At 36.9% G+C, this 13,640-nt stretch carries 13 protein-coding genes and 1 tRNA gene; 12 read left to right on the top strand and 2 right to left on the bottom strand.

Annotated elements, in window-relative coordinates; genetic code table 11:
* Window position 1: 1 nt before the first annotated feature.
* The 6 genes from AC13DP_RS08520 to AC13DP_RS08495 all read left to right on the top strand — a co-directional run bounded on the left by AC13DP_RS08520 (window position 2) and on the right by AC13DP_RS08495 (window position 8,579).
* Entirely contained in the window at window positions 2-2,785 is a 2,784-nt protein-coding gene (locus AC13DP_RS08520; protein WP_483067563.1) for a phage tail protein, read from the top strand.
* Window positions 2,786-2,931: 146 nt separating this feature from the next.
* Entirely contained in the window at window positions 2,932-3,750 is an 819-nt protein-coding gene (locus AC13DP_RS08515) for a DNA adenine methylase (RefSeq protein ID WP_483067562.1), read from the top strand.
* 68 nt (window positions 3,751-3,818) lie between these two features.
* A complete protein-coding gene (locus tag AC13DP_RS08510; RefSeq protein WP_483067561.1) occupies window positions 3,819-6,770 on the top strand; it encodes an efflux RND transporter permease subunit in 2,952 nt (983 codons plus the stop codon).
* Window positions 6,760-8,106: a TolC family protein gene (locus AC13DP_RS08505; protein ID WP_013073522.1), complete on the top strand. Its 1,347-nt coding sequence runs from the start codon at window positions 6,760-6,762 to the stop codon at window positions 8,104-8,106. The genes AC13DP_RS08510 and AC13DP_RS08505 overlap by 11 nt, the downstream gene beginning before the upstream one ends.
* A gap of 2 nt (window positions 8,107-8,108) precedes the next feature.
* Window positions 8,109-8,291: a CPXCG motif-containing cysteine-rich protein gene (locus AC13DP_RS08500; protein WP_013073521.1), complete on the top strand. Its 183-nt coding sequence runs from the start codon at window positions 8,109-8,111 to the stop codon at window positions 8,289-8,291.
* A 215-nt stretch (window positions 8,292-8,506) separates the two neighbouring features.
* Window positions 8,507-8,579 (top strand) — tRNA-Met (locus tag AC13DP_RS08495).
* Between the two features lie 225 nt (window positions 8,580-8,804).
* Here the strand turns inward: AC13DP_RS08495 and AC13DP_RS08490 are convergent.
* The gene (locus tag AC13DP_RS08490; protein WP_347406299.1) at window positions 8,805-9,647 is read right to left on the bottom strand and encodes a nucleotidyl transferase AbiEii/AbiGii toxin family protein; all 843 of its coding nucleotides are present in this window, start codon (window positions 9,645-9,647) and stop codon (window positions 8,805-8,807) included.
* On the bottom strand, window positions 9,622-10,620 hold the full coding sequence (locus AC13DP_RS08485) for a type IV toxin-antitoxin system AbiEi family antitoxin (RefSeq protein ID WP_347406300.1): 999 nt from the start codon (window positions 10,618-10,620) through the stop codon (window positions 9,622-9,624). The genes AC13DP_RS08490 and AC13DP_RS08485 overlap by 26 nt, the downstream gene beginning before the upstream one ends.
* Before the next feature lie 403 nt (window positions 10,621-11,023).
* Between AC13DP_RS08485 and AC13DP_RS08480 the strand changes: the two genes are divergently transcribed.
* From AC13DP_RS08480 to mobB, 6 genes are all read left to right on the top strand, one after another.
* Window positions 11,024-11,299: a hypothetical protein gene (locus AC13DP_RS08480; RefSeq protein ID WP_347406301.1), complete on the top strand. Its 276-nt coding sequence runs from the start codon at window positions 11,024-11,026 to the stop codon at window positions 11,297-11,299.
* 10 nt (window positions 11,300-11,309) lie between these two features.
* Window positions 11,310-11,654, top strand: a complete 345-nt coding sequence (locus AC13DP_RS08475; RefSeq protein ID WP_347406302.1) for a single-stranded DNA-binding protein — start codon at window positions 11,310-11,312, stop codon at window positions 11,652-11,654.
* Between the two features lie 76 nt (window positions 11,655-11,730).
* Entirely contained in the window at window positions 11,731-12,180 is a 450-nt protein-coding gene (locus tag AC13DP_RS08470) for a JAB domain-containing protein (RefSeq protein ID WP_347406303.1), read from the top strand.
* A 10-nt stretch (window positions 12,181-12,190) separates the two neighbouring features.
* Window positions 12,191-12,388, top strand: coding sequence for a hypothetical protein (locus AC13DP_RS08465; protein WP_347406304.1), 198 nt, complete (start codon window positions 12,191-12,193; stop codon window positions 12,386-12,388).
* A 428-nt stretch (window positions 12,389-12,816) separates the two neighbouring features.
* The gene (locus AC13DP_RS08460; RefSeq protein ID WP_347406305.1) at window positions 12,817-13,197 is read left to right on the top strand and encodes a BfmA/BtgA family mobilization protein; all 381 of its coding nucleotides are present in this window, start codon (window positions 12,817-12,819) and stop codon (window positions 13,195-13,197) included.
* A gap of 11 nt (window positions 13,198-13,208) precedes the next feature.
* On the top strand, window positions 13,209-13,640 hold a 432-nt coding region (gene mobB, locus AC13DP_RS08455; RefSeq protein ID WP_483067560.1), incomplete at its 3' end, for a MobB family relaxase.

The following is a 13,640-nucleotide window of genomic DNA, read 5'->3' as shown; positions in this document are numbered from 1 at the left end:
TATGCAACTCGAAATAAAGAGAAATAGCAATATCATTGCTGCTGTAGAGATCGACGAAAACACCGTGTTCACCCATAAGCTTATGGGTGAGCATAAGGTGAAAGCTGATTTTATCGCTGGCTCTGCTTTACCTATTCAAATTGGTGATTATATCGAACATCGATCTGAGCGGTTTTATATCAATACACCACCGGAAGTAGAAAAGATTAATAATTTCACGTATCGCTACCTTGTAGAATTTGAAGGTGAAATCTATAAGCTTTACAATAAAATCTTTATGGATGAAGGTGTTGCGGATTTTAGCTATCACGGTACGCCTGAAGATTTCCTTTTATTAATTCTTACCAATATTAATACTATCGATGCCGGTTGGCAAATTGCCGATGTTGATGAATTACCGGCTCAAACATTAATTTTTTCAGGCGACAGCTGCCGTACCGCTTTAACCAAGATTGCTGAAGCCTTTGATTTGGAGTTTCGATTGGTGCAAAGAAATATTTACTTGGAGAAAAGCGTTGGAGCTGATACTACCCTCCAGTTTGCTTACGGTCGCGGTAAAGGTTTATATCACCTTAATCGAAATAAAATAGATGACACCAATGTGGTCACCAGGGTTTACGGTTTCGGATCTCAAAAAAACATCAGTTACAAATATCGGGATGGACTTCCCCGGCTTGTTTTTGATGAACGATTTTTACAAGCTAATACAGATCTGTACGGTATAAGAGAAGGATCCATAAATTTCGATGATATTTTTCCAAATCGTACTGGAACTATAACTGGAATTGACAACGAGGATAAACTGTTATTTCGAGACTCGAGTATCGATTTTGATATTAATGATCATCTTTTAGAAGGTACGACTGCAAAAGTTGTTTTTAAGACTGGAGCATTAGCCGGATATGAATTTGAAATCGAGCGGTACAGAAACAATATCAAAGAAATTAAGCTAATTCCTTTTGAAGAGCAGAACGATTATGTATTGCCAAACGATTTAAACTTTCCAGAGGTTGGTGACGAATATACACTTGTCGATATTAGAATGCCTGATATTTATATCGTAGAAGCAGAGGCTGATCTAAAAAAAGAAACACAGCGTTACCTGGAAGAAAATAGTGTTCCCAGAGTTACTTATACGCTTGAGATCGATGAAAAATACATTCGAGAGCGCGGTATCGATTTAAGAGTCGCTAACCTGGTACGAGTGATTGATGAAGCTTTAGGTATCAATAATAAAATTCGTATCGCTGAGCTCTCTTATCCGCTTGTGAACACCGATAAGGTGACTGCTACTATCGCAGATACAATACCGTACACCATTCAGGAAAAGAACATTGCTGACACTATTGACAATAACACTCATATAGAAAATGTTGATCGCAAGAATACAGAATTAGCTAGACGTTCTGCATTGCGTTTTCGCAAGCTTCAGGAATTGATGTTCGATCCAGATGGATACTTTGATCCGGAAAGTATCAAACCTGGTTCTATCGAAACTTTAATGCTTAGTGTAGGTGCCAGATCTCAGAATTTTGGATTAATCGGCGTAACTATTGAAGCTAATGCAGAAAACAATCCTAATACTTTAAAAATTAGTGCTGGGCAATTAGCGCATTACCAGATCGAAATTGAAGAGCTAGGCTACGTTTGGGAAATGGATCCGAATATTTTTACAGATTTAGAGCCGGTAAAGCCATATTACGTTTATGCAAAATGTTCGGCTACTGCTTTAACAGGTGTTTGGGAGATTAGCGAAAATCCCAAAATGGTTGACGATGAAGAAGGGCATTATCTTTTTAACCTTGGTATTCTCTATCCCGTAAAGGATGGACGTCGCGATTTCGATTTTACCAATGGTATGACTTACATCAATGGAGACACGATCACCACCGGAACCATTAAAAGTTTGGACGGGCTTAATTATTTTGATTTAGCTGGCGGAAAATTTAAAATCGGTAATGAGGAAAGCAGTTTGGATTATAATGTCACTGAGCAAGGCAGATTAACCTTAAAAGGAGTTCTTGTATCTTCTTTGGTATTGGCAGATGCTGCAGCAATCGAGAACTTAACGGTTCGAAATCTTCGTACCAGGGATGAAGGTCGAAGACTCGAGATTTTGGAAAGTAAAAATAATTTAACCTTATACGATCAGCAAGGCAGGGAAGTTACCAGGATCGATGATGATATCGATTCAGATCAATCAACCGGTGATCCATTAGGTGGTATTAGATCGACTAATCCGGTTAATAGGCGTGTCTCTTTTCAATCCGGCAACGGTATATTTTCAAACGGTTCGAATGTTCCATTTTTTTCTGCGACCACAGGTTTACAAACCAATGCGAGTATTGTTGGAATGCTTTTCCAAAGCCAGGGCGATATAAGTGCTGGAGTTGCCGGAATTAATTACAGCAATTCTGGATGGGCTGGATATTTTAATGGAGGCGTAAGAATTGAAGGTGGGAAAGGTGGCTTAGATCTTAGATCTGGCTTACACTTGAAGCCTTTGCGCATTACTTCAAATAAAAATCAATCTTTAGACGATAATTCGGTATATGTGGCTTGTTACAACACTGCAGAAATTGAAGTTCGCCTGCCGTATAATGCAAAAGAAGGAAGAATAATTTATGTACGCCGAATTAATGATCGTGTTATTGTTAGAGGAAGTGGCTACAATATGGTTAGAGCTGAAGTTGAGAATAATGTATTAATAAACCGCGGAGATCTATGGCAATTCTATTGGGATGGCGGTTACTGGTTATGTAACTATCAGGGTAGATCTTCATAATTAAAGCCCCCGGATTTTTCAGTAGTTGTCGCCAAACAAAACTAACTAAAAACGCATCAAAGCTCACCGAGGGCAGTCCCTTGAGAAATTTGATGCGTTCGTTTTGTTTGGCATCACAAATATACTTTAAAAAGGCAACTGAGAAAATGAAAACACCAATATCATATTACGGCGGTAAGCAAAATCTAATTACTACCATCTTACCGCTTATACCAGATCATACTACTTACACCGAAACCTTTGTTGGTGGTGGAGCAATATTTTGGGCAAAGCCAAAAAGCGAATGTGAAATCATAAACGACTATAATAGAGAACTTATAAACTTCTATGAATGCGTGCAGAATGAGTTTGTAGAGCTTGAGAAAATGGTACGGATTAGCTTGCATAGCAGATCCCTTCATAATGATGCAACTGTGATTTATAATAATCCTCACATGTTCTCCAGGTTAAAAAGAGCTTGGGCGGTTTGGGTTTTAGCTGCTCAATCATTCAGTTCAATGCTGGATGGTTCATTTGGTTATGATAAACTAAAAGGAACTACAAGTACAAAGATTGGATCGAAAAGAGAAGGATTTACCATTGACTTATCTATTCGAATGCAGAATGTACAGGTAGAATGTACTGATGCTTTAAGAGTTATTCGCTCCAGAGATCATGCTGAAGCTTTCCATTATTGCGATCCGCCATATTTTAATAGCGATTGTGGTCATTATGATGGCTATTCTATTGAAGACTTCGAAAACCTCTTAAAAACGCTCTCTGCGGTTGAAGGGAAGTTCCTACTTAGTAGTTATCCGAGTGACATACTTGCTGAATATACCAAGAGAAATGATTGGTATGTAAAGACTTTAGAACAATCTGTAAGTGTAGCCAATGGAACAGGAAAGCCGGGTAAAAAGAAAATAGAAGTATTAACAGCTAACTATGATCTATCAAATCCAAAAGACCATTTAAAGCTATTTTAAATGGTCTTTAAATACCGATTAATATTATATTGCGTTTGAATATTTTTTGTACAATTCAATTTACATTAATGTACAATTCGATTTCGCGATTATACATTACGGTAGAAATCGAGCGCGACGAGAATATCGATGTAATGCTTACCGAGGTGAAAAATGCAGTAGATCGTGTTCCTACCTTTCCAACAGGTATGGAGCCTTTAATCGTAGCTAAAGAAGAATCCATAAGGCCTACGATTCGTTTTGCTATTAGTGGAGAGAAAATTCCGTTAGTCACCTTAAAAAGAATTAGTGAGCAAATTGAAAACGATTTGCGAATGATGGATGGGATTTCCCAGATTGAAATCGATGGTTTCCCTGAAGAAGAGATTGAAATTGCAGTTAGGGAAAACGATCTTCTGGCCTATAACCTCACTTTTGAAGAAGTGGCTCAAGCCGTTTCCGGAGCTAATATATTAACTACGGGAGGAACCATTAAAACCAGCAGCGAAGATTATTTAATTAGAGCTAATAATCGAGCCTATTACGCTGAAGATTTACAGGATCTGGTTTTAAAATCCACAACCAGCGGAGAAATTATTAGATTATCTGATGTGGCCAGGGTTTCAGATCAATTTTCAGAAACACCAAATGCTTCTTTTTTTAATGGTAATCAGAGTGTAAATATTACGATAAGTAATACCAATTCTGAAGATTTACTTGCCGCCGCCGCCCAGGTAAATGAATATATAGAAGATTATAACCGCAAAAGCAGTAACGTTCAGTTAGATGTGATTTTTGATTCCTCTATTCGGTTACAGGAAAGAACGCAATTACTGGTAGAAAACGGAATAATGGGCATTGTGCTGGTATTATTTTTTCTCTCCCTATTTTTAAATACGCGATTGGCTTTTTGGGTAGCTTTTGGTTTGCCGGTAGCATTTCTTGGAATGTTCATTTTTGCAGAGCAATTCGATGTAACGATCAATGTACTTTCGCTTTTTGGGATGATTATCGTTATTGGGATACTGGTGGATGATGGGATTGTAATTTCAGAAAATATTTATCAGCATTTTGAAAGCGGAAAAAACCCTATAAAAGCAGCTTTAGATGGTACTATTGAAGTAGTGCCGCCAATTATTTCAGCAATTATTACTACAATATTGGCCTTTGCCAGCTTTCTTTTTCTGGATAGCCGGATAGGAGAGTTTTTTGGTGAAGTTTCAACGGTAGTAATGTTAACCTTGGTAGTTTCTTTAATTGAAGCCCTTATTATTTTGCCAGCACATATTGCTCATTCTAAGGCTTTAATGCGTGATGCACCTAAGCCTAAAACAGCGATAGGGAAATTCTTCGGCAAAATGAGGGATATCAATAAAGTAGGGGATCGGATCATGATTTTTCTTCGTGATAAATTATATGCCCCTACTTTAGATTTTGTGCTTAAACAGCAAATACTAAGTATTGGCATTTTATTAGCTGTTTTAATTCTCACCTTTGGAGCGATTGGCGGGAATATCATTAGAATTACCTTATTCCCAAGTGTAGCCAGTGACAGGATTTCTATTGATCTTTTAATGCCTGAGGGTGTTAATCCTGAAAGAACCGACTCGATTATTACTATGGTTGAAGAAGCAGCCTGGCGCGTAAACAAAGATTTTACCGAACGGCAGACCGGAAATCTATCGGTTATTGAAAACACCATTAAAAGAGTGGGGCCCGGGAATAATAAAGCTTCTATACAGGTGAACCTGTTGCCAGGGGAAGAGCGTGATTTTGGAGCTCCAGAAATTACCAATGCTATACGTGATGAAGTGGGACCGGTTTATGGAGTGGAAAATCTAACCTTTGGGTCTGGAGGGAATTTTGGGGGATCTCCGGTTTCGGTTTCGCTATTAGGAAACAATCTTCAAGAACTTGAAGCTGCGAAGGAAGAATTGAAAACGATTTTTGAGAATAATCCTTTATTAAAGGATGTTAGTGATAGTGATCCAAAAGGGATCAAAGAGATTAATATCCATTTAAAAGAGAACGCGTATGCTTTAGGATTGGATCTGGCTGAGGTGATGCGACAGGTTAGAAATGGCTTTTTTGGTACACAGGCACAGCGTTTTCAGCGTGGGCAGGATGAGATTAGAGTTTGGGTGCGCTATGATCTTGAAAATCGATCTTCAATAAACGATTTGGATGATATGCGCATTGTAACTCCTAGTGGTAATCGTGTGCCATTTGATGAAATCGCGAATTATGAAATTATCCGTGGTACCGAATCGATAAGCCACCTTGATGGGATGCGTGAAATTAGGGTAAGTGCTGATATGGAAGATCCTAATGGAAGCTCTACCGATATTTTGGCAGATATTCAGGAAAATGTAATGCCAGATTTATTAGCAAAATATCCTAGTTTGAGTGTTTCCTATGAAGGACAGAATCGGGAAGCCGGAAAACTGGTAAGTTCAGCTAGTGCAGTGTTGCCTGTTATTCTTTTTCTTATTTATGCAACTATTGCATTTACCTTCAGAAGTTACAGTCAGCCTTTACTTTTAATGATTATGATTCCTTTTAGTGTAATTGGAGTGGCATGGGGCCATTGGATTCATGATTTTCCTATCAATATGCTTTCAGCTTTGGGGATTATTGCCTTAGTGGGAATTATGGTTAATGACGGACTTGTACTTATAGGAAGGTACAATGGTAATTTACGGGATGGATTGAAATTTAAAGAGGCAATCTACGAAGCCGGTAAATCACGCTTTAGAGCTATTTTCTTGACTTCTTTAACCACCATTGCCGGTATGGCGCCTTTGCTTTTAGAAAAGAGCAGACAGGCGCAATTTTTAAAACCAATGGCGATTTCCATTAGTTATGGGATCGCGATTGCTACTTTATTAACCCTTTTCTTACTGCCGTTATTATTATCAATTACCAATCGTATAAAAGTAGAGACTAAGTGGCTTGCTAGCGGAGAAAGAGTAGAGCGGGAGTCTGTAGAGCGAACAATAAAAGAATTACATGAAGCTGAAAAAAATAGAGATGAATACTAAGATTATATATGTTACGGTCTTTTTCTTCGGGTGGCTATCTTTTTCAGCAAACGCGCAGGAACCTTTACAGGATTCCCTGCTTACTAAAGAAGAGGTAATTTCCAGAGCTTTAGAAAGTAATTTCGGTATTAAAATAGCCAGTAATAATGTGGACATTGCAGAAAATAATCAGAGTATATTAAATTCTGGCTATTTACCAAGTCTAAGAGCTGTAGGAGGATATAGTTATGACCTAAATGACCGACTTACCGAGCCAGAAGGAGGTGAAAATGTAGATCAAAGGGGGATTGAAGGAGAAGCCTACAGTACTTCAATAAATTTAGATTATACTCTTTTTGATGGTTTGGGTAGGCTTTATAATTATAAAAGTTTAAAAGAGCAATATAATCTTTCTCAATTAGAAGCCAGAGAAACTATAGAAAATACCATTCTTCAGCTACTAACCGTTTATTATGAAGTTGCCAGGTTAAGCCAGAATATGGAGGTGTTAGAGGAAACCCTTCAAATTTCCCAGGAGAGAGTAAAAAGAGCCCAGTATCAATTTGAATATGGGCAATCCAATAATCTGGTGGTACTCAATGCGAAGGTAGATGTAAATACAGATAGTATCAATATTATTGAAACCCGTCAGCAATTACAAAATACCAAGAGGGACTTAAATGTGATCTTAAACCGGGATATCAATAATCGTGAATTTCAGGTAGATACTTTAGTCGATTTTATTCCGCAGCTGCAAATCGAATCATTTTTAGAACAATCAGCTTACAATAACGTGAGTTTGCTGCAAGCACAAAGCAACATCATTATTAGCGATTATGATATTAAAGTAAGCAAATCTGGATATCTTCCTACGGTTGGACTTACGGGGTCTTATGGTTGGAACAGGAATATTAGTGCCGCTACTGCATTTTTTCCGGGTTCGACCACGACTACAGATGGCCTCTCTGCGGGGATTAATTTATCCTGGGATTTATTTGATGGAGGGCAAACCAGCGTGGCTATTCAGAATGCAAAAATCAATAAAGAAAATCAACAACTTCAAAAAAAACAGATAGCATTACAAGTAGAACGCGATATAGCTAATGCCTTGGGGAATTATGAGAATAAGCTTTACATTTATCGTGTTCAGGAAGAAAACGTGCTCACTAATCAGGATAATTTTAACCGATCTGAAGAACAGTATCGCTTAGGGCAAATTTCGTCTATTGAATTTAGACAGGCACAGATTAATTTGCTGGATGCCAAAACGAGTCTTAATTTAGCGAAATATGATGCAAAGTTAGCCGAACTTCAATTATTACAATTAACCGGCCAGTTGCTAAATATTGAGTTTTAATTATGTTTGAGCACTTTTTTCAATGTCCGTATTGCTGGGAGGAAATCTCAGTACTTTTAGATCCTTCGATAAGACGCCAAACCTATATTGAAGATTGCGAGAATTGCTGTAATCCTATAGAGTTTACGGTATCTTTTCAAGATGGGGAATTACTGGAGTTTGCAGCAGAAAATATTGAGCAATAATCAGACTGTTTAATTTGTTTGCTGTCAGTAGGTTATTTTTTTGATGTTCATTGAATCAATAGAAAAATAGCTATCGAAATTTTTTTTAGCTAAAAGAGATCAATAAATTTTTAAAAAAAGTTTTGGAGAAGTAAAAAAGCGTTGTATATTTGCATCCCGATAACGCAATAAGCGATATCGAAACATACTGAAATAAGATATTATACAATATATATCGCGGGATAGAGCAGTAGGTAGCTCGTCGGGCTCATAACCCGAAGGTCACTGGTTCGAGTCCAGTTCCCGCTACTAGCAACGACAAGGCTTCACAGAAATGTGAAGCCTTTTTTTATGGACTGGGTACAACATAGGTACAACATTTTACCATTTTTGATATTGATATATTATTTGATATTATTTACTGTTGATTAATGCCAAAACATATCATAAATCCTATATATATACCAGAGAGTACATTCTTTGGCTTCTTAAGTGATTGAATTAGTATATGTTTAGATGGTTCTTATTTCTTATCTATTTATTTTCAATCAAACCTAATTTAAATTCTTCCAAAATTTGAACGGCATATTCTAAATCCCATTCTCTACTTCTTATCCATTGTTTGGCGATTTCTGAATCTTTGGCATCTGCAACATTATCGTTAATGGTTTTTAAAATTCTATCATTAATGGCTTCGGAAATAGTTAAAAAATGGCTTGCTTTTCTACCTAATACTCTTGCTGCAATTTTGAATTTATCCAAGTCATCTTCCTCCAGAAAAGTGTCATTGTGATGTTCTACTATTTCATCAAAATTTAAATCGAAATAATATTCAATGATTCTTAAAATATCATAGAGGTCGTTATCCCTCTCTTCTGGTCTATCGCTCCAGGCGATTAATTTTAAAATTACCATTCCGGGAAGGGAGGGGATTTGCAAAGACTTTTCTTCTATTTGTACGGTTTCAGATTCTTGTAGCACTTCGTTATATCCCAGAACGTGTAAATCTGTGTAGCGTTCATTAAATTTTATGGTGAATTTTTCTTCTATCTCTCCAAAGGGTAATAGATCAATAGCAATATTGAATTTGTTATTATAGAGTGTCCACGGGGCTTCTACTTTGTTAAAACCATATTTGAGAAGTGCTTCAACCACAGCTTCAAATTCCTGTATGGAAGCTATCATTATAGCAAAATCAATATCTTTTGTTCCCCTGCTCGGTTTAATACCTCCTTTCAATAGTTCTAAGGCTACCGCACTTGCGCCAATGAGGTAGTATGGTATGTTTAGTTTTACCAGTACATCATCGATAATGTCAAAAACTTCTTTAAAATAAGGGATTGCTAATTCCTTATAGGTTTGGTTTGATTTGCTCATTCAAAATTAGATTTGCGGTTTCTTTGCTTCTTTTATCATTCCCGATCATCAATTCGGCATACACTAATGCTGCGGGTGCTGTATTCTCATTAAATTGGGGGTTCCAAAAGAGGTCGTATGCCCATACATCCCCTTCATCATCTGGAATTAGTCTGTAGTTGAGCATCAGTTCTTTTACGGTCTCTATCGTGTATATTATAAACTTTTCTGGGCGTAAATGATTGGTGAGTATATCCCCTGCAGGTTCACCTCCCCATACGGTTTTCCCTTCGTTGAACTGTATTTCTTTCCAATCTTGATTTTTATTTTGAAATCTAAAACGTTGCTTAAAAATCGTAGGCCTTAAAGTTTGTTCAAATTCTGTAATCCACTTATTGAGCAGTTCTTCATAATTATTAATGATATATTCACTCTTGTTCAATTTTAAAATGAAGTTAGTGTCCAATAACCCATTTATAATTAAAGGAATATTTCCCAAGCCTACATTTGTAAACTCAGCGATATCTCTCTGAGTGTGATTTAATAACTGGGGATTTAATAAAAAATGAAATACGACCTTAAGTCCAGTTTTTGTAAATGCCCTATTTCCTTTATCCTTTTTAGTTCTAAGTGTTTTATTGGTATCAATGTATAGGAATACTTCATTATGGTTTATATAGACATTTCCATTGCCCTCTAAATAATTCACGTTATGCGCTTTTAGTTCTTCCTTTACTTTTGGAAATAACTTTTCGGCAACCAATAGAAAGTTTTGAAATTCATCATTGTTATGAAGTATATTGAGTATTTGATGATTTCTCACATCCTTTTTAATCTCTACCAGTAATAAGACTTTCTTATCATTCAGGGTTATATCCAATTCCCCATCTATACCAGTGTCTTTATTAGGATCAATAGTTTTCCAGTCCCAAGTAATCGGGATATCCTTCTCTAAATTATGAATCGCATTATTGAAAATATCTAATTCACTCATTACAAAAACATTTAATTGTTCACTATTTTTTCTTGTTCATTATTCGTGAACATATTTTATTTGTGAACAAAGATACACAATTGTTCTGATAAATACATAAAAATCACTCAGCCCATTGCCTTTCATTTCGCGAAAAGCTCCATTCCGGACAAAGAGCTTCCCTAAATAGTCTTGAACACCATCCCCAATTTCTCCTTTCCATTCCGTTAACCCTTCCCGATGTTATGAAGGAACACTGCATTCCCAATCCGAAATCGTGAAAGGAGTCCGCTTTATCGGAATTCCATTTAATCATTTGGTGCCACTTCCTATGTATTGGTACTTCACAAAAGACTTTAGAACTACTCCCGCACCACTCACTGTCCCTCCCTTTTTTTGACAGCAAAATACCAACATTTGGAAGTTGAACGGATTGCATAAGCCAGTCGTGCCTCCTTTTTATAAATCCTTATCAATTCCAAATATTGAAACTGTATCAGCAACAAAAAAAGGTAACAGCGAGGGCGCTATGGGAAGTAAATCTAAAATGAATCTTATGAAATCATACAAAAACATCAAAAAGGAAGCGGCACCAAAAAAAACAAAAAAGGAAAACGCTCAAGATATAATAAGTAAATCACTTCAAAAAAATAGAAACGCAAACTGTCTGAATGGTTCAGATAGCATTATTAATCTTTAAATATTTTATTATGAGTACTTTAAAAAATCACGTACAGTTAATCGGAAACGTTGGACAGGAACCAACCATTACCAACCTTGAAAGCGGAAAAAAAGTAGCCCGTTTATCAATCGCCACCAACGAACACTACAAAAACAGCAAAGGCGAAAAGGTACAGTCCACCGACTGGCACACGGTTGTAGCTTGGGGCAAGACTGCCGAGATTATCGAAAATTATGTAGGTAAGGGAAAGGAAATAGCCCTAACGGGAAAACTACGAACCCGAAGCTATACCACCGATGACGGAAACAAGCGTTATGTAACCGAGGTGGAAGCCAATGAAATCCTATTACTAGGAAGCAAAAATGATAAGTAATCCTAAAAAGCAAAGAGGGCGTTCCCTTCGAAAGTAGCGCCCTCTTTTAATTATTAACCCTTTAAATAAGCTAATAATGAAAAGCAAAGTTAATGAAATAGCCATAAGTTATAGCGGAAGCACCAAGGCAAATTTGCTTCCCAAAGTAACTTGTTCCCAAAGTGCGGCAGATTTAGCCTACAGCCATTGGAACAAAGAAACAATCGAACTACACGAAACCTTTAAAATACTTTTGCTCAATAATGCCAATAAAGTCAAAGGGATTTATGAGGTTTCCAACGGGGGGATTACCGGTACTTTAGTAGATGTACGCATCTTATTTGCCGTACTCTTAAAGAGTCTCACTACCGCAGTAATTTTACTACATAACCATCCGAGTAGCACACTAACACCAAGTGAAGCCGATAAACGCCTGACCCAGAAAATTAAAAAGGCTGGGGAGTTGTTTGATATCAAAGTTTTAGACCATTTGATACTGACTCCTGATGGCGATTACTACAGTTTTGCAGATAACGGAATCCTTTAAATTGAAAGCTATGATTTATCTAAATTTTACTGACTTGAGCGAAGAAACTCAAAACCGACTTTTAGAGGATTCTAAAAAAGATGTAGAACGAAAATTTGGGGACGACATCCGCAAATACGTAAAGGAAAATTACATCAGTTTTGAAACGATGATTGAAGAAGAAGCCATACGGAATTTGTATTCCTATACTTTTGTATTTAACATTTGAATTTTAAAAATTACGAATAAAACACTGCTATATTTTAGTGGTGTTTTTTTGTTTAATCAATTCTAATTCCATAAAAATCATTATCTTTAGTTTGCTGAAATTCAGCATTCAATTTTACGTAGGCTTATCCATTTTTTACTTTCGCCGATAACCCTGCCCATCGAAAAATCACATAACAGGAAATTATTTTCCTCAAAATGGCAATTGGATTTTGGATCAAATTGTACGGAATTTTGTTCGCCTGGGGCGAACGAAAAGGAGTAGCAAGAGGGTAACACGCGATGCGATGTTTAGGACTCCTTTTTATTTCCAAATTACTGATATTCAGAAATTTGGAAAAATATAAAATTTCCAACTTCCTACAATTTGCGACAAATGCCCTTTAAGCGCCCATTTTTAGGGAAGGATTTGCGACAAATCGGCGAATTATGGACTCATTTATCGGCATCAGGTTTAAAAAGGAAACGGCAAAACGTTTCCAGGAATTTTCAAGAACACACTTCAAATCACACACCGAAGCATTGGAAACAATGCTTGACTTTTTCTTCTACAACGAGATCTCCCCAAAGGAAAAATTAGGACCTACCGGGAGGACCATCGAAGCGAAACTTTTAAAAAGGATTAATGCTATTATCGCGATAATGCGGGATGTGGAAAAGACACAAACCAAACCAACTGCGGCAATGATTCAATCGCTATTTGAAATGGAAGACCCCAAAAAGAAACCCTTGATTGTAGAAAAGAAATATGCCGAAGAACAACCTAAAGTAAGGTTTCAGGAAAACAAAAACCATCATAATGAACACTAAATTTTTGAGCTATGTACATTACGATCACACCTCAAAAACTGGGAGGGAATTATTCACAAAGTTCAGGCGATTTTATCGATTACCTGGAGAAAGAAAATGAAGGTTTGGAGCCCTCTGAAATGGAAGATTTTTTCAATCAATATGATGATCAAATTTCCGCTGAAGATGTGGTGAAGGATATCGATGGCAACACTGCCAAACTCAAAAAGACCGAACCCAAATTTTATTCCATTACGGTCAGCCCTTCTAAATATGAGCTGAATCGATTGCAGAGTAGCAGCGAAGATTTAAAAAAATATACCCGGGAACTGATGAAGGATTATGTGGCATCCTTTAACCGTGAAATCAATGGACGACCTATTCGTATTGAAGATATTAAGTATTATGCAAAAATAGAACACCAGCGCAGCTTTAAAGGTACAGATTGGCAGATCAAAGAAAAC

This window comes from Zunongwangia sp. L-65, from assembly GCF_056859415.1.
Note: the sequence above shows the minus strand (reverse complement) of the source record. Positions and strands in the feature narration are given on the sequence as shown.